This window comes from Nocardia coubleae NBRC 108252, from assembly GCF_001612805.1.
GTDB classification, from domain to species: domain Bacteria; phylum Actinomycetota; class Actinomycetes; order Mycobacteriales; family Mycobacteriaceae; genus Nocardia; species Nocardia coubleae.
This window is the reverse complement of sequence record NZ_BDBD01000019.1, coordinates 99,604-116,942: the sequence shown is the minus strand read 5'-3', so window position 1 is coordinate 116,942 and position 17,339 is coordinate 99,604. Positions and strand designations below refer to the sequence as shown.

Below are 17,339 nucleotides of genomic sequence, written 5' to 3'. Positions count from 1 at the left end.
GTCAGCTCCGGCCGGTCCTTCGCATGGCCGGGCCGGCGGTACCGTGATCGCGTGGCTCGAGCGGACGATGTGTTGACGGCAGGGGACCTCGCCGGGCTGGTGCCGACGCGCGGGGACCGGTTTCTCCTCGGTATCGCGGGCCCGCCGGGCGCTGGCAAATCGACTCTCGCGCAGCGTCTTTGCCACGAGCTGAATCGTCTCGGGCGCAGTGCGGTCGTCGCGCCGATGGACGGTTATCACCTGCGCAACGACGTGCTGCGAGCCAGGGGCGCGCTGGCCCGCAAAGGCGAGTCCGACACCTTCGACGCGGACGCGTTCGTCGCCGATCTTCGTCTGCTCCGGGAAACACCCGTGGGCGAACCGGTGCCGTGGCCGCTGTTCGACCGGGCCGTCGACGAGCCGACCGAGGGCGGTGTGGTGGTGCGCGACGAACGCGTGGTCGTCGTCGAGGGGAACTACCTGCTGCTCACCGACGCGCCGGGTTGGGCGCCGGTACGCGGACTGCTCGACGAATGCTGGTATCTCGACGCGCCACGGCAGGTGCTCACCGAACGCCTGCTCGACCGGCACACCGCGGGCGGCCGCACCCCGGATGAGGCGCGGGTGAAAGTGATGGACAGCGACCTGCGCAATGCCGACCTCATCGCCGCCACCCGAAGCCGCGCGGATCGCGTCCTGATCGCGACGGGCCGCGGCTACGCCCTGGACTGACCGCCCCCTTCACCGCGCGGCATCCGTTACCAGCCGCGGCACGCCGGGCGTGTGTCGCGCGGAAAGCGGCGGATTCGGCGCAATCATGGACTGATGAAGCGACGAGTCCCCGTGCACGCGGTCCGCAACGGCGCGGCAGCGGTCTGCGCGCTGCTGCTGTACTACAGCGTTCCGGTGGGGTGGGTGTTCGAACTCGACGCGTGGCCGGGGCAGGTCGTTGGGGTCGTCGCCTTCGTCGCGAGCGTCGCCGGACTCGGCTGGCTCGTCTGGCAGCGGATCGAGCACCTCCTCGAGGAGTCGACCGCGTTGGGGGAGCGGGTCGACGGGGTGCTGCTCGTGCTGTGCATCGTGTGCGTGGTGTTCGCGCTCGTCTACTACCGCATGCAGCAGCTACACCCGAACCAGTTCACCGGGCTGGAGACCCGGACCGACGCGCTGTACTACACGCTGGTCACCCTCGGGACCATCGGTTACGGCGACATCCACGCCACCGGCCAGGCCGCCCGCATCGTGACCATGGTGCAGATCGTGTTCGACCTGGTGGTGCTCGGCACCCTGCTCGCCATCGTCACCACCAGCGTCACCAGCCGGATCCGCGCCGCGAACGAGGTCAGCGCCGCCGCGCGCGATACCACTCGATGAGCGCGTCGGTCGACGAGTCACCCACCGACTCAGGGTTTTCCGACCCGCTGAGCAACGGCATCAGGGCCAGCGCCTGCTGCTTGCCCAGCTCCACACCCCACTGATCGAAACTATCGATGCCCCAGATGATGCCCTCGACGAACACCTGGTGCTCGTACAGCGCGATCAGCTGACCCATCGTCGACGGCGTGAGCTCCGGCGCCATGATCGTGGTACTCGGCCGATTGCCGGGCATCACCTTGTGCGGCACCAGCTTCGGATCGGTGCCCTCGGCCGCGATCTCCTCGGCGGTCTTGCCGAACGCGAGCACCTTGGTCTGCGCCAACAGGTTGCTCATCAGGATGTCCTGCATGCTGCCGGTGCCGTCGCGGGTCGGCAGGTCGTCGGTCGACCGGGCGAAGCCGACGAAATCGGCCGGAATCAGCCGGGTGCCCTGGTGCAGCAGCTGATAGAAGGCGTGCTGGCCGTTGGTACCCGGTTCACCCCAGAAGATCTCACCCGTCGACGACGTGACCGGAGTACCGTCGGCGCGCACCGACTTGCCGTTGGACTCCATCGTCAGCTGCTGCAGATACGCGGGGAACCGCGCCATATCGTTCGAATACGGCAGCACCACACGCGATTCCGCACCGAAGAAGTTCGAATACCAGACGCCGAGCATCGCCAGCAGCACCGGACCGTTCGACTCCAACGGCTCCGACGCGAAATGCCGGTCCACGGCGTGCATTCCGCTGAGGAACTCGCCGAACCGTTCCTTGCCGATGGTCACCATCACCGAGAGGCCGATCGCCGAATCCACGGAGTAGCGTCCGCCGACCCAATCCCAGAAACCGAACATGTGCGCGGTGTCGATACCGAAAGCCGCCACCCGCTCCGCGTTCGTCGATACCGCGACGAAATGCTTGGCCACCGCGTCCTCACCGAGCGCCGCGACCAGCCAGCGCCGCGCCGCCGTCGCGTTGGTGAGGGTCTCCAAGGTGGAGAACGTCTTCGACGCGACGATGAACAACGTGCGCGCCGGATCGAGACCCGCCAGCTTGGACACCAGATCGGCCGGGTCGACATTCGACACGAACCGGGCCTCGATCTCCGGATCGGCATAGTGGCGCAACGCGCGATACACCATGTCCGGCCCCAGATCCGAGCCACCGATACCGATATTGACCACCGTGGTGATGCGCTCACCGGTGGCCCCGCGCCACGCACCCGAGCGCACCGAATCGGCGAACTCACCCATCCGGCGCAGCACGTCGTGCACGGCGGCATCGGCGTCGGTGCCGTCGATGTCGAGCTGCTCGCCCACCGGCAGACGCAACGCGATGTGCCCCACCGCGCGGTCCTCGGAGGTGTTGATGTGCTTGCCGGAATACATCTCGTCGCGTCGCTGCGGCACCCCGGCCGCGCGCGCGAGATCCACCAGCAGACGCAAGGTTTCGCGGGTCACACGATGTTTGCTGTAGTCGATGTGTAGATCGGCGACCTGCACGGTCAACTCCCGGCCGCGCGCCGGATCCTCGGCGAACAACTGCCGCAGATGCAGAGGTGCGACAGTGCGGTGATTGGTTTGCAGTGCCTGCCAGGCCGCCGACGCGGTGATGTCGCTGCTCACCCGCCCGAGAGTACTGTGTTGTTGGAGCGCTGGCGCGCTCGAGTTCGCGGCCCCGCCGGTCCCGACGATCAGGCGCCGTTGCTTGCTCCTTCGTCGCGTACGCAACGGCACCTGATCGTCGGGACGGCCGCGAACCGCCGACTTCGTCGGCGATCCCTCCTCGAGGTCGGGATGTACGGGGCTGGGGATGCGGTTATGGCGGCATTCGAGTTGGCGGCCGAGGGCTGCTTCGGGGTGGTTATTCGTGTGGCGTTTGGCGGCTTCTCGGACGGGGGGTCGGCATAGGGTGGGGGCATGGTTTCTGAACGGGACGTGATCGAGTTCGTACCAAAGGGTTTGTGGATCGGGTCGGGGCCGGTGGACGCTACCGGCGGGGCCACATTTCCTGTGCACAATCCGGCCGACGGGTCGGTGATCACCGAGGTCGCCGACGCGACGCCCGAGGACGCGATGCGGGCGCTCGACGCGGCGGTGGCGGCCGGGCGGGAGTGGGCGGAAACGCCGTCGCGCGAACGCGGTGAGATCCTGCGGGCGGTGTTCACCGAGCTCACGGCGCGGGCCGAGGAGTTCGCGTTGCTGATGACGCTCGAGATGGGCAAGGCGCTCGGGGAGAGCCGCAACGAGGTGCGTTACGGCGCCGAGTTCTTCCGGTGGTTCAGCGAGGAAGCGGTGCGGGTGCACGGGCGGTATCTGCACGCGCCGTCGGGCACGGGGCGGATCATGGTCGCCAAGCAACCGGTCGGGCCGTGCCTGGCGATCACGCCGTGGAATTTCCCGCTGGCCATGGGCACCCGCAAAATCGGTCCGGCGCTGGCGGCCGGCTGCACGATGATCGTCAAGCCCGCCTCGGCGACGCCGCTGACCATGCTCGCGCTGGCCCGCCTGTGCAGCGAGGCCGGACTGCCCGACGGTGTGCTGTCGGTCGTCACAACCAGCCGTTCCGGTGCCGTCACAGGCCCGCTGATCGACGATCCGCGCCTGCGCAAGCTCACCTTCACCGGGTCGACCGAGGTGGGCAAGAAGCTGGTCTCGTCGTCGGCGAACCGGCTGCTGCGCACCTCGATGGAACTGGGCGGCAACGCGCCCTTCGTGGTGTTCGACGACGCCGACATCGACAGCGCGGTGGCCGGTGCCATGCAGGCGAAACTGCGCAACGGCGGGGAGGCGTGCACGGCCGCCAATCGATTCCACGTGCAGCGCGGTGTCGTCGCGGAATTCACCGAGAAGCTGGTGGCGGCGATGACCGAATCGGTGGTGCTCGGACCGGGAACGGACGCCTCGACGACGCTCGGCCCGCTGGTGAGCGCCGAGCAGCGCGAGACCGTCGCCGAACTCGTCGACGACGCGGTGAGCACCGGCGCGAAACTGCTGCTCGGCGGGGAAACCCCCGACGGGCCGGGCTGGTTCTACCCGGCCACCGTGCTCGCCGACGTGCCGCCCGCCGCCCGCATCCTGCGCGAGGAGGTATTCGGTCCGGTCGCGCCGATCGTCGCCTTCGACACCGAGGACGAGGGCGTCGCCGCCGCCAACGACACGCAATACGGTCTGGTCAGCTACGTCTACACCCGCGACCTGGATCGTGCGCTTCGGGTGTCGGAGGCGATGGAGACCGGGATGGTCGGCGTGAACCGGGGTGTCATCTCCGACCCGGCCGCGCCCTTCGGCGGCGTCAAGGAGTCGGGCTTCGGCCGCGAGGGCGGGACCGAGGGCATCGAGGAATACCTGGACACGAAGTACATCGCCCTCACCTGAGCGAAAAAAATAACCGCCCCGGGGATGTTGTCGCACCCGGGGCGGCTTTTCGTGAGCGGCGATCTGGACGACCGCCGCGTGGTTCGAGTTCGGCGCCTAGCGGCCGAGACGTCCGCGACCGAGGCGGAGCAGGAGCATGGCGAGGGTGTGGCCCTCCTGGCCGAGCTCACTGAAGCGTTCGAGCACTTTCATCTCACGGCTGTGCACCAGCCGGGGACCCCCAGAGGCCATCCGGGTGCGCCCGATGATCCGCGAAATTTCGCTCCGGCGTTTGATCGCGGCGAGGATGGTGGCGTCGAGTTCGTCGATTTCGAGGCGAAGCTTCTCGATCTCCGCCTCAGATTGCGGCAGTGCCGCCTCTGACCCGGCGGTTGTAGCAGGGGTGCTCATCATTCATCTCCTCGTGTCAGAACTGGGATCGGTCGATACGGACGTCGTGTTACCGATCTGTTCCTTCACCCTGAAAAACTTTCCGGCTGGGCGCCTGCCGCCACGATATCGGATCGATTGCCGATCCGGACAGGCGAAGCAGCGCTGACCACCCGGCCCAGTCTGCCACGGGTCGGTAGGTATGCAAAACAGTTGTGTTTGTGAATCCGCTGAGAACATTCACACGGGTGGGTACGAGACCGGTCGTCATCCGGTTCACTCGCGGTTTGCCCGCCGGTGGCCGCGCCGACGGCGGTTGGCCGCTTGTCGGTGCCCGCCGGTAGCGTGGACAGACGATGGATATCACGGTCGCTCCCTCCGCAGACGAAACGTCGTCCACCGCGCCGAACACCCCGGTCGCGGCATCAGACAGCACCGCCGCACCGCAGGGTGACGGCGGTGGCGGTGGTGCGGCTCGCAGCGGTCTGGCCGAGGCGGCGGCCCGGCACAGCGCCGAACAGGAACAGCGCCGCAAGGAGCGCGAACAGCGTCGCGCCGAGGAAACCGAGCGGCTGCTCGACGGGCTCAACCCGCAGCAGCGCGCCGCCGTGGTGCACGCCGGTTCGCCGCTGCTGATCGTGGCGGGAGCGGGCTCGGGCAAAACGGCCGTGCTCACCCGCCGCATCGCCTACCTGCTCGCCGCACGCGGAGTGCAGACCGGACAGATCCTGGCGATCACGTTCACCAACAAGGCTGCTGCCGAGATGCGGGAGCGGGTGGCCGGGCTCGTCGGTCCGCGCGCCGCGAGCATGTGGGTGTCGACTTTCCATTCCAGCTGTGTGCGTATTCTTCGCATGCAGGCGGCTTTGCTGCCGGGTCTGAATTCGAATTTCTCCATCTACGATGCCGACGATTCGCGCCGATTGCTCACGATGATCAGCCGCGATTTCGACATCGACACCAAAAAATATTCGGCGCGGTTGCTGTCGACGGCCATCTCCAATTTGAAGAACGAATTGATCGGGCCCGAACAGGCCGCCCGCGACGCCGAGGCCGACGATACCGAACTGCCCGCGCTGGTCGCCCGCGTGTACGGCGAATACCAGAAGCGGCTGCGCGCGGCCAATGCCCTCGATTTCGACGATCTGATCGGTGAGACGGTCGCGCTGCTGCAGAACCACCCGCAGGTGGCCGAGTACTACCGGCGCCGGTTCCGGCACGTCCTCGTCGACGAGTACCAGGACACCAACCACGCCCAGTACGTGCTGGTGCGTGAACTCGTCGGCCACCACGGCGATTCCGGCGACGAGCAGGTGCCGCCCAGCGAGCTGTGCGTCGTCGGCGACGCCGACCAGTCCATCTACGCCTTCCGCGGCGCGACCATCCGCAATATCGAGGAATTCGAACGCGATTTCCCCGATGCCGAAACCATTCTGCTGGAACAGAACTACCGCTCCACCCAGCACATCCTGTCGGCGGCCAACGCCGTGATCGCCCGCAACGAGGGCAGGCGGGAGAAGAAGCTGTGGACCGATTCCGGTGAGGGCGAGCTCATCACCGGCTACGTCGCCGACAACGAACACGACGAGGCGTCGTTCGTCGCGAAGGAAATCGACCGGTTGGTCGACGCGGGCGAGGCCACCTACGGCGATGTGGCGGTGTTCTACCGCACCAACAACAATTCGCGTGCGCTGGAAGAGATCTTCATCCGCATGGGGCTGCCGTACAAGGTGGTCGGCGGTGTCCGCTTCTACGAGCGCAAGGAAGTGCGCGATGTGGTGGCCTACCTGCGCGTGCTGGAGAATCCCGACGACGCCGTGAGCCTGCGCCGCATTCTCAACACCCCGCGCCGTGGCATCGGCGACCGTGCCGAGGCCTGTGTCGCGGTGCACGCCGAGCAGCGCGACATCGGTTTCGCGGCGGCCCTGCGCGACGCGGCCGACGGCAAGGTGGCGCTGCTCAATACCCGTGCGCAGCGGGCCATCGCCGGTTTCCTCGACCTGCTCGACGAGATCCGGGCGGCCGGACAGCGCGCCGACAGCGCGTACCCCGATGTGGGCAATGTGGTCGACGCGGTGCTCGACCGCACCGGCTACCGCGCCGAACTCGACGCCTCCGACGACCCGCAGGACGGCGCGCGGCTGGACAACCTCAACGAATTGGTCAGCGTCGCCCGCGAATTCAGTTCCGAGGCGTTCAACAACGCCGAGGCCGCGCGCGAGGAGGGTCTGCTGCCCGAGGTGGGCGACGGTGAACCCGAACCCGGTTCGCTCGCGGCGTTCCTCGAACGGGTGTCGCTGGTCGCCGATACCGATCAGATCCCCGACGAGGGCTCCGGAGTGGTCACCATGATGACCCTGCACACCGCCAAGGGCCTGGAGTTCCCGGTCGTTTTCGTGACCGGCTGGGAGGACGGGCAGTTCCCGCACATGCGGGCGCTCGGCGATCCGAACGAGCTGGCCGAGGAACGCAGGCTGGCGTACGTGGGCATCACCCGCGCCCGTCAGCGCCTGTACCTGTCGCGAGCCGTGGTCCGGTCGGGCTGGGGACAGCCGGTGTCGAACCCGGAATCGCGGTTCCTGCAGGAGATTCCGCAGCACCTGCTGGATTGGCGCAGGCTCGAACCGGTGGTGTCGCCGGTACAACGTGGCCGCAGGCGCGGCGAGGACAGCGGGTTCGACCGGGACTGGACGCGTGGCGACGGCTGGGACCAGCGGCCGGGCGTGCGCGGCGGCACCGGCACCCGCAGGCCGGCCCCCGGCGGTGCGGTGAAGCGCAACAACACCGACCTCGTTCTCGCCGTGGGCGACCGGGTCACCGACGACAAGTACGGCCTGGGCCGAGTGGTCGCCGCCGACGGTGTCGGCCCATTGGCGACCGTCACCATCGACTTCGGCACCGCCGGAAAGATCCGGCTGATTCCCCAATTCAGCCGGACCATCGTCAAGCTCTAAGTCGGCAGCAGGTCGGTTAGGGCTTTGTCCAGGGTGGGGTAGCGGAAGGTGAAGCCGGTCTTCGGCAGCACCTCCGAGGTGGCGTGACGGCCGGTGAGACCGAGTGCCGGATCCGAGCGCAGCACGACCGCGCCCACCGACAGGATCGCTTTCGGCGTGGGCGGGGCCGTCGGGCGATGCAGGGTTCGGCGCAGCGTCGCCATGAGTTCGGCGTTGCGGACCGGGTTCTCGGTGGCGGCGACCAGGATGCCGTCGGGGATGCTCACCTCGGGATCGAGTCCGAGGCAGGCCCGCACGATGCGCAGCCAGTCCTCGATGTGGATCCAGCTGAACCATTGGTCGCCGGGGCCGACCCGTCCGCCGAGCCCCGCTTTGGTGAGCTGGCTCAGGCGTTTGAGCGCCGGGGCGTCCGGGTCGAGCACGATGGATGTGCGCAGGACGGTCCAGTGCACGGCCTGGGCCGGGTCGAATGCCTGCTCCCACGGCTCGGCGACGCCGGTCATCTGCGGCAGTCCTTCGGGCACGGGTGTTGTTTCCGTGCAGCGCGTTTCGCCCGCGTCCGACCAGATGGCGGTGGTGCTGGCCTGCACCCAGTAGTCGACCGGGGTGTCACGGGTGCGGGCGGCGGCGACCAGTGCCGTGGTGGAATCGACGCGGCTGCTGCGCAGTTCGGCGATATTGCGTTCGGTCGGCCTGCAGTCGACGAGTTTGCCCGCCAGGTTGACGACCGCGATCCGGCCGGGTTCGCGGAGTTCCGCGGCCCAGGCGCCGACCGAGCGGCCGTCCCATTCGGTCTGCCGGAACGGGATTCCGGGGTTGCGGCGCCGGGTGAGCAGGGTGACGCGCTGACCACGGCAGGTGAGGTCGGCGGCGATCTGCACGCCGAGCGCTCCGGTGCCACCAGCGATCACCACGTTCAAGGCGTCGTCGGCCGGGACGAGGCCGGCGAGCCGGGCCAGGCGCGAGAAGTTCACGCGGGCACCGGTTTCGATGAACGGTCCGGCCGCCGCCCGCATCGCCGCTGCGGACACACCGCTGAAGCGCAGTTCCTGAGTGATCTCTGTTCCGCCCGCGCGCGGTTCGAGCCGCCAGGTGAGCACCATGGTCCCGGCGGGTTCGGGCTGCTCGACGGTCAGCTCACGTTCGGGCACAAGAGTTGTCACGGTGAACGGGGCGCCGAACCGCTCGTGCACGCGCGAGGCGAGTTTCCCGTTGGGCACATAGTCACCGGTCGCCCCGACGGCGACAGGCCCGTGCATCCGCACCGCACGCACACCCGGATTCCATTCGGGCCATTGCGTGAGATCCCCCAGCACCGCCCACACCGATTCCGGTGGCAGGGCAATGAACTGCGTGTACTTCGTCGTACCAGCCATACGAAAACGCTACCCCGCTAACGGGAAAGCGGAACCGTGCTGCTGGTCACCCGTCCTCAGTCGCGCTGGGCGCCCAGGCTGATGCCGCGGGTGGCGAGCCAGGGGATGGGGTCGATCTTGTCGGTGCCGTTCTGCCACACCTCGAAGTGCACGTGCGGGCCGGTGGAGAAGCCGCGGTTGCCCATGGTGGCGATCTGGTCGCCTGCCATCACGCGTTCACCCTGCGAGACCGTCGCGGTGTCGATGTGACCGTAGATGGTGACGGTGCCGTCGTCGTGCAGGATGCGGACCCACATGCCGAAACCGGAGGCGGGGCCCGCTTCGATCACGGTGCCGTCGGCGACCGCGTAGATCGGGGTGCCGATCGGACCGGCCACATCGATGCCGAGGTGCTGCACACCCCAGCGGGCGCCGAACCCGGAGGTGTAGTTACCGGTGGTGAATTTCGCGAACAGGGGCCGCAGCTTGGCGGACTCCTGGGCGGCCAGGTCTTCGGCGAACTTCTGGCCCTTGGCGAGGATGTCGTCGAAGTGGCTCCTGTCGGCCACGGCGGTGGCGTCGAGTACCTGCGGCGACGAGCCGGTGACGTGGTCGGCGACCTCGGTGGTGCTCATCGACTGGGCGGCGATCTCGTGGATCTGGCCCGCGGCTTCGTAGTCGACGCCTGTGTCGGGCTGCTGCGGGGAGGCCATGGCGGCCTGGCCTGCCGCGACGACCGCGCCAGCGGCGACGGCGATGACGGCGGCGCGGCCCTTCAGCGCGGTGGGCGGTGCGGGCACGCGGTGGGCACCGCCACGCCGCTCGGCACGACGCGGTTCGGGTGCCGGGGTCTCGGGTTCGGCGGGCGCCCAGTCTGTTTCGTAGGTGCCGGAGTCGTAGGAGCCCGACTCGTCGGCGGTCCATTCGTCCTCGGCGGGCGTCCACGCGGCGTTGTCGGACCAGGCGTCGTTCCCGGACCAGGAGTTCTCGGTGTGCCAGGAATCGGTGCTCGGCCAGGCAGGCTGCTGCGGTTGTGGCGCGGCGGCGCGGGGGCTTCGCGGGTGCGAGGTGAACTCGTCGGCGTACCGGTAACGGTGGCCTGAGCTGTTGCGATCTTCAACTGGGAAGGTGGAGCGGTGGTTCATCGGCTACGCCTGACGTTCCTCAAGCTTGTCGTCCTCCTCAGTCCTGACCTGCCAGTCGTGACCTGGTTGTCGTGACCTGGTTGTGACATCGACCGCATTGACGGTAACGAAGCGATTGCAGAGTGGCAAGCGCTGGTCGAGAACCTACACTTGTCTGTGAGATTCGTCACCGTAATGCTGCAGAATAACTCACCGATTCGCGACACTTCGGGTGAGGTCGATCGACGACATAACGTAGTAGATGGCGGGGCGTTCCCCCTTTAGGTGTTCCGACCTGCCACGGCACCGAAAAACTACTCACCAGTAGCCTTGGCCAGCGGTTTTGGTGACCTCCCCGCACCCGTCGTGACCTGCGCCACTTAGGATGAATGTGGTCGTTTAGCCCTCCCCGTGACTAGTTAGAGTCCGACCGACCCGCTAGCTGACCCCTCGAGCGACCTGCAACCAGTCGCTACGGCAAGTCGGGCCGCCAACAAAGACGTTGTCATAGCAACGCAGACGAGACGGTGAGTACATGGATCTCTTCGAATATCAGGCGAAGGAGCTCTTCGTTAAGCACGGAGTGCCTTCGTCCGAGGGTCGTGTTTGCGACACGGCCGAAGAAGCACGCGCCATTGCCGAGGAAATCGGCAAGCCGGTCATGGTCAAGGCGCAGGTCAAGGTAGGCGGTCGCGGCAAGGCGGGTGGCGTGAAGTACGCCGCCACCCCGGAAGACGCGTTCACCCACGCGCAGAACATCCTCGGCCTCGACATCAAGGGCCACATCGTCAAGAAGCTCCTGGTCGCCGAGGCCAAGGACATCGCGGAGGAGTACTACATCTCCTTCCTGCTCGACCGCTCCAACCGCACCTACCTGGCCATGTGTTCGGTCGAGGGCGGCATGGAGATCGAAGAGGTCGCCGAGAAGACACCCGAGCGGCTGGCCAAGATCCCCGTCGACGCCGTGAAGGGTGTCGACCTGACCTTCGCCCGCGAGATCGCGGAGAAGGGCCACCTGCCCACCGAGGTGCTCGACGCCGCGGCCGTGACCATCCAGAAGCTGTGGGAGGTCTTCACCAAGGAAGACACCACGCTCGTCGAGGTCAACCCGCTGGTGCGCACCCCGAACGACGAGATCCTCGCCCTCGACGGCAAGGTCACCCTGGACGAGAACGCCGAGTTCCGTCAGCCCGGCCACCTCGAGTTCGCCGACGTCGACGCGACCGACCCGCTGGAGCTCAAGGCCAAGGAGAACGACCTCAACTACGTCAAGCTCGACGGCGAGGTCGGCATCATCGGCAACGGCGCCGGTCTGGTCATGTCGACCCTGGACGTCGTCGCCTACGCGGGCGAGAACCACGGCGGCGTGAAGCCGGCCAACTTCCTCGACATCGGCGGCGGCGCTTCGGCTTCCGTGATGGCCGCGGGTCTGGACGTGATCCTCGGTGACGCGCAGGTCAAGAGCGTGTTCGTCAACGTCTTCGGTGGCATCACCGCGTGCGACGCCGTGGCCAACGGCATCGTGGGCGCGCTCGAGGTGCTCGGTGACGCGGCCACCAAGCCGCTGGTCGTTCGCCTGGACGGCAACAACGTCGAAGAGGGTCGCCGCATCCTCGCCGAGGCCAACCACCCGCTGGTGACGCTGGCCCAGACCATGGACGAGGGCGCCGACAAGGCTGCCGAACTCGCCGCAGCGAAGTAAGGAACAGCGAACATGTCCATCTTCCTGAACAAGGACAACAAGGTCATCGTCCAGGGCATCACCGGCGGCGAGGGCACCAAGCACACCGCGCTGATGCTGAAGGCGGGCACCAACGTCGTCGGCGGCGTCAACGCGCGCAAGGCCGGCACCACGGTCAAGCACACCGACAAAGACGGCAACGAGATCGAGCTGCCCGTGTTCGCTTCCGTGGCCGAGGCCATGGAGAAGACCGGCGCCGACACCTCCATCGCGTTCGTGCCCCCGGCCTTCTCGAAGGACGCCATCATCGAGGCCATCGACGCGGAGATCCCGCTGCTCGTGGTCATCACCGAGGGCATCCCGGTGCAGGACTCCGCCTACGCGTGGGCCTACAACGTCGAAAAGGGCGAGAAGACCCGCATCATCGGCCCGAACTGCCCCGGCATCATCACCCCCGGCGAGGCGCTGGTCGGCATCACCCCGAACAACATCACCGGCAAGGGCCCGATCGGCCTGGTGTCGAAGTCGGGCACCCTGACCTACCAGATGATGTACGAGCTGCGCGATTTCGGTTTCTCCACCGCGATCGGCATCGGCGGCGACCCGGTCATCGGCACCACCCACATCGACGCCATCGAGGCGTTCGAGAAGGACCCCGAGACCAAGATCATCGTGATGATCGGCGAGATCGGTGGCGACGCCGAAGAGCGCGCCGCGGCCTACATCAAGGCGAATGTGACCAAGCCGGTCGTCGGCTACGTCGCCGGTTTCACCGCGCCCGAGGGCAAGACCATGGGCCACGCGGGCGCCATCGTCTCCTCCGGTGGTGGCACCGCGCAGGCCAAGCAGGAAGCGCTCGAGGCTGCGGGTGTGAAGGTCGGCAAGACGCCGTCCGCCACCGCCGCGCTCGCTCGCGAGATCCTGGAGAAGGCGTCCATCGCCTCTGCCTGACCCGGTCAAGGCCCGGAGGCGGTAGCTTGCGTAACCACGCAGGGCCTCCGGGCAGGCGAATTAAACACTGCGTAATCCGCAAATCACACTGTCGAAGGCCGCTTTCAGGTTTAGCCTGGGCGGCCTTCGTCGATTCATCCACAGGCGGTGGTTTATCCACAGCCTGCATCGGTAGGTGATGACCGCGGGCGTGGCGTGCAGTAGCGTCAGGTATCGGATCAGGCACCAGTCAGTTCGACGCGACCGATGCGCACGACTCGACAAGGAGACGACGACATGTCCTACCCGACAGGGGGCTCCGGGTACAACGCACCCGCGACACCCGCCGCGCCCGCGCAGGGCCCGAGCACCGGAGCCGCCGCGGCTGCGTCCGTGGACGACGGTGGCGCCAAGGGGCTGCCCTTCATTCTCACCGCCGCGGGCGCCGGACTCGGCGTTGTCACCTTCCTGCTCGGCTTCGCGCCGTTCATCGGTTTCTCCCTCGGGGCGAAAACCGAGACCAGCAGCATGTTCGATTCCAGTGCGGGCGGTTACGCGGCGCTGATCCTGGCCGCCGCGATCGTGGCCGGTCTGTCGCTGCTGCCCAAGCTGAACAACCTGCCCGTGGCCGTCGCTCTCGCCGCGGCCGGCTTCGTGGGCATCGTGGTGGCGCTCATCAGCATCGAGAGCGCGGAACTGCAGTGGGGCGCCTTCGTCGTCTCGGTCTTCGCGTTCGTCGTCACCGTGTTGCTCGTGGTCGCGCTGCTGTTCCAGCTCGGCATCATCAAGCCGCCTGCGCCCAAGCCCGCGCAGCCGCAGCAGCCGGGTCAGTACGGGCAGTACGGCCAGCAGGGTTACGGGCAGCAGGGATACGGCCAGCCGGGTCAGCAGCAGTCCTTCGGTCAGGGTGGCTACGGCCAGGCCTCGACCGGTGGGCAGTACCCCACGCAGTCGCCCTACGGCCAGCAGAGTTCGCCGTCGATGCCGCAGGCGCAGCAGCCGTCCTACGGTCAGCCGGGTCAGCAGCAGGGTTACGGTCAGCCGCAGCAGCAGTCGCCCTACGGCCAGCAGTACGGCGCCGCGCCGCAGCAGCAGCCCTACGGTGGGGCCCCGCAGGCGCAGCCGCGTCCGGATGAAAGTGCCACCCAGACCTTCGGCGGCCAGCCGACCGGTCAGCCGTTCGGTGCGCCCAATTACGGTGGCGCGCAGCAGGGTTCGGCGCCGCAGCCCGGGCAGAGTCAGCCGTTCGGTGGCGAGCAGAACGCCGACCCGGCGGCCGACGCGACCACCGCGTTCCGTCCCAGCGACGACCAGAAGTAGGAAAAACCCGCCGGCTGGTTGTGGCCCCAGGTTTCGATCGCGAGCCCACAGGTGTGCCTGTGGGCTCGCGGCGCGCCTGACCCGCGCTCGCCGGGGAAGCTGCCACGCTGAATTGACGTCGGTCATATCGCGCGGAGACACGGCAATTCCGTGCCCGTTTCTTACATTCTGATGTGCTAATTTGTAAGCCATGTCGCAGGTGGTGAAGCGGGCCTACAAGTTCCGCTTCTACCCGTCCGGTGCACAAGCCGCGGAGCTGTCGCGCACGTTCGGATGTGTTCGCCTGGTCTGGAACAGAGCATTGGATGCGCGGCAGCGTCGTTACGCGACGGAGTCGAAGTCGACCACTTATGTGCAAGCGTCCGCTGAACTGACCAAGTGGAAGAGCTTGCCGGAGTTGGCATTCCTCAATGAGGTCTCCTCGGTTCCGCTCCAGCAGGTGCTCCGGCATCAGCAGGCGGCCTTCGCGGCGTTCTACGCCAAGCGCGCCCGCTACCCGAGATTCAAGTCGCGAAAGCGTTCGCGTGCGTCCGCCGAGTACACCCGATCGGGTTTCCGGTGGCGCGGCGGGGAACTGACTCTGGCGAAGATGGCCGAACCGCTCGATATTCGGTGGTCCCGGCAGATGCCAGACGGGGCAGTGCCGTCGACAGTCACCGTTTCGTGTGACAGCGCGGGTCGGTGGTTCGTGTCCTTGTTGGTAGAGGAGACCGTCGCCGCGCTGCCATCCACACCGCAGACAGTCGGCGTCGACGTAGGGTTGACCTGTTTGGCTGTCCTGTCAACGGGGGAGAAGATCGTCAATCCTCGTCACGAGCGTGCCGACCGGCGCAGGCTGGCGAAGGCACAACGCGACCTGGCCCGGAAGATGAAGGGGTCGAACAATCGGGAGAAGGCCCGCCGAAAGGTGGCGCGTATTCATGCCCGGATCACCGACCGGCGTACCGATTTCCTGCACAAGTTGTCCACGAGACTGATTCGCGAGAACCAAGCGGTCGCCATCGAGGACTTGACAGTGCGCAACATGGTCGCCAACCACGCCCTGGCCCGTGCGATTTCGGACGCGAGCTGGCGGCAGCTGCGTTCGATGCTGGAGTACAAAGCGGACTGGTACGGCCGCGAGGTGTTGGTGGTGGATCGCTGGTACCCGTCGACCCGGGTGTGCTCGCATTGCGGTGCATTGCACGCCAGGCTGCCGCTGGACGTTCGCGAGTGGACTTGCCGCTGTGGCGCCGTCCATGATCGGGATGTGAACGCGGCTCGTAACATCCTCGCTGCCGGGCTGGCAGAGAGGTGAAACGCCTGCGGAGTCGGTATAAGTCCGGTCGGGAGTTCTCCCGATCGGCGGCCGATGGTGATGCAGGAATTCCCGCCGTGTACGGCAGGGAGGATGCCAAGAGCTCCCGTAACGCCTCCCGTAACCCCTCCCCCGGGGTCGAGCCGCCCTGGTGGTCGCTGCCACCGGACCGGGCGCGGGCCCTGCTGCTCGTCGCCGCCCGGCCGACGATCTGCGCGCTGACCGCCATGATCGTCGTGGTGCTGCTGGTGATGCTCACCTCGGGCACCGAACTCACCAGTGCGCCGGGCGCGGTCGCGGCGACCTGGCTTGCGGCTCATCAGATTCCGCTCACCGTCGGCCGGACCACCCTCGGTCTGCTGCCGCTGGTGCCGACCGTCGTGCTGGTGTGGCTGGCCGCCCGCGAATGCGCACGGGCCGTGCCGAACCGGCCGACGCCGGTCGACCTGGGCTGGCTCACCGCCGCCGTACTCGCCGGGCCGCTCGTCATGACCTCGGTGTGCCTGGCCGTTGTCGGTGATGCCGCGGGCGTCACGCCACTCGAACCGCCCGGTGTGGTCACCGCTTTCGGCTGGGTGCTGGTGCTGTACCTGGCCGCGGCCGCCGCCGGGATCTGCGCCCGCGCCTGGGATTCGCTGTGTGCGCTGCTCCCCGTGGAAATCCCGGAGTGGGCGGTACTCGGTGCGCGCGCCGCCCGCCGCACCGTGCTGCGCATGCTCGGCTGCGCGGCGCTGGCGACGGTGATCTCGTTCGGCACGCACCTGTCCCGCGTCGGCGAGACCTACCAGCAGGCACACGATGTGACCGATGTGCTCGGCATGACCCTGCTCTCGCTGCTCTACCTGCCGAACGTGATCGTCGGCGCCGCCGGGCTGCTCAGCGGTGCCGCGGTGCAGTTCGGGATCGGATCGGTGGGATTGTTCGGTGTGAGCGCCGGGCAGGTGCCGCCGGTCCCCGCGTTGATCCCGCTGCCCACCGGTCCCGCCGCCGCGTGGTGGCCGGTGCTGCTGCTCGTGCCGCTGGCCGTCGGCGTGCTCGGCGGCGTGGAACTCGGCCGCACGAGTGACGATCGCCCCGGTGCGCCGTGGGCGACGCTCACCTGTGCCGGCCTGTCGACGCTCACCTTCCTGGTCCTGGCGATCCTGAGCAGCGGTCAGCTCGGCGCCGTCGGTTGGGTGGGGCCCGATCTGTTGATGCTGGTCGTGCTGATGATCACCTGGTTCGGTTTCGGTGGCTTCGTCGGCATGGTCTTCGCCCGCCGCTTCCTCGCACCGGCCGTCGAATACGACGACTACTCCTACGACGAAGATGACGATTACTACTTCGAGGACGACGACGAAGACGAGGACGACGACTACGCCGACGATCACGACTACACCGACGATCACGACTACGTCGACGACGACCACGAATACCGCGCCGACCCGGCCGTGGAAGTCGACGCCGAACTCGTCGAGGACATCGACGACGAACCCGAGGTGAGCATCGCCGCCCCCGGCTCGACGACCCCACCGACCGACGACATCGTCGACGCCGAGGTGGTGGAGCCGGACCTGCCGGAGGGTGACGGGGACACCGGTCGTTAAGCTCGACCC

The 17,339-nt window shown here is 67.5% G+C and carries 13 protein-coding genes; 9 read left to right on the top strand and 4 right to left on the bottom strand.

The window, feature by feature from the left end:
- Positions 1-51 precede the first annotated feature (51 nt).
- Positions 52-711 (top strand): nucleoside/nucleotide kinase family protein, encoded by a 660-nt coding sequence (locus NCO8_RS20390; RefSeq protein WP_084457335.1) that lies wholly within the window; start codon positions 52-54, stop codon positions 709-711.
- Between the two features lie 93 nt (positions 712-804).
- The gene (locus NCO8_RS20385) at positions 805-1,353 is read left to right on the top strand and encodes a potassium channel family protein (protein WP_067641790.1); all 549 of its coding nucleotides are present in this window, start codon (positions 805-807) and stop codon (positions 1,351-1,353) included.
- On the opposite strand, the gene pgi is transcribed toward NCO8_RS20385, so the two are convergent.
- A complete protein-coding gene (gene pgi, locus NCO8_RS20380; protein ID WP_067641789.1) occupies positions 1,322-2,962 on the bottom strand; it encodes a glucose-6-phosphate isomerase in 1,641 nt (546 codons plus the stop codon). The two genes, NCO8_RS20385 and pgi, sit on opposite strands and share 32 nt — an antisense overlap.
- A 294-nt stretch (positions 2,963-3,256) precedes the next feature.
- Between pgi and NCO8_RS20375 the strand changes: the two genes are divergently transcribed.
- Positions 3,257-4,714: an NAD-dependent succinate-semialdehyde dehydrogenase gene (locus tag NCO8_RS20375; protein WP_067641788.1), complete on the top strand. Its 1,458-nt coding sequence runs from the start codon at positions 3,257-3,259 to the stop codon at positions 4,712-4,714.
- A 96-nt stretch (positions 4,715-4,810) separates the two neighbouring features.
- On the opposite strand, the gene NCO8_RS20370 is transcribed toward NCO8_RS20375, so the two are convergent.
- Complete coding sequence (locus NCO8_RS20370) at positions 4,811-5,104, bottom strand: chorismate mutase (protein WP_133733847.1); 294 nt, start codon at positions 5,102-5,104, stop codon at positions 4,811-4,813.
- A gap of 335 nt (positions 5,105-5,439) precedes the next feature.
- On the opposite strand from NCO8_RS20370, the gene pcrA reads away from it, so the two are divergent.
- Entirely contained in the window at positions 5,440-8,037 is a 2,598-nt protein-coding gene (gene pcrA / locus NCO8_RS20365) for a DNA helicase PcrA (protein WP_245655438.1), read from the top strand.
- Here the strand turns inward: pcrA and NCO8_RS20360 are convergent.
- Together NCO8_RS20360 and NCO8_RS20355 are read right to left on the bottom strand one after the other, a co-directional pair.
- On the bottom strand, positions 8,034-9,413 hold the full coding sequence (locus tag NCO8_RS20360) for a DUF1731 domain-containing protein (RefSeq protein WP_084457334.1): 1,380 nt from the start codon (positions 9,411-9,413) through the stop codon (positions 8,034-8,036). The two genes, pcrA and NCO8_RS20360, sit on opposite strands and share 4 nt — an antisense overlap.
- Positions 9,414-9,469: 56 nt before the next feature.
- Positions 9,470-10,537, bottom strand: coding sequence for a M23 family metallopeptidase (locus NCO8_RS20355; RefSeq protein WP_067641787.1), 1,068 nt, complete (start codon positions 10,535-10,537; stop codon positions 9,470-9,472).
- Positions 10,538-11,051: 514 nt separating this feature from the next.
- Between NCO8_RS20355 and sucC the strand changes: the two genes are divergently transcribed.
- From sucC to NCO8_RS20330, 5 genes are all read left to right on the top strand, one after another.
- Positions 11,052-12,218, top strand: coding sequence for an ADP-forming succinate--CoA ligase subunit beta (gene sucC, locus NCO8_RS20350; protein WP_067641786.1), 1,167 nt, complete (start codon positions 11,052-11,054; stop codon positions 12,216-12,218).
- A 12-nt stretch (positions 12,219-12,230) separates the two neighbouring features.
- Positions 12,231-13,148 carry a succinate--CoA ligase subunit alpha gene (gene sucD / locus NCO8_RS20345; protein WP_067485390.1) on the top strand — a complete coding sequence of 306 codons (918 nt, stop codon included), beginning with the start codon at positions 12,231-12,233 and terminating at the stop codon, positions 13,146-13,148.
- A 276-nt stretch (positions 13,149-13,424) separates the two neighbouring features.
- A complete protein-coding gene (locus NCO8_RS20340) occupies positions 13,425-14,447 on the top strand; it encodes a DUF5336 domain-containing protein (RefSeq protein WP_067485393.1) in 1,023 nt (340 codons plus the stop codon).
- A 190-nt stretch (positions 14,448-14,637) separates the two neighbouring features.
- On the top strand, positions 14,638-15,744 hold the full coding sequence (locus tag NCO8_RS20335; RefSeq protein WP_067485397.1) for an RNA-guided endonuclease InsQ/TnpB family protein: 1,107 nt from the start codon (positions 14,638-14,640) through the stop codon (positions 15,742-15,744).
- Positions 15,745-15,821: 77 nt separating this feature from the next.
- Positions 15,822-17,330, top strand: a complete 1,509-nt coding sequence (locus NCO8_RS20330) for a cell division protein PerM (RefSeq protein ID WP_067641785.1) — start codon at positions 15,822-15,824, stop codon at positions 17,328-17,330.
- The last annotated feature ends 9 nt before the right edge of the window (positions 17,331-17,339 follow it).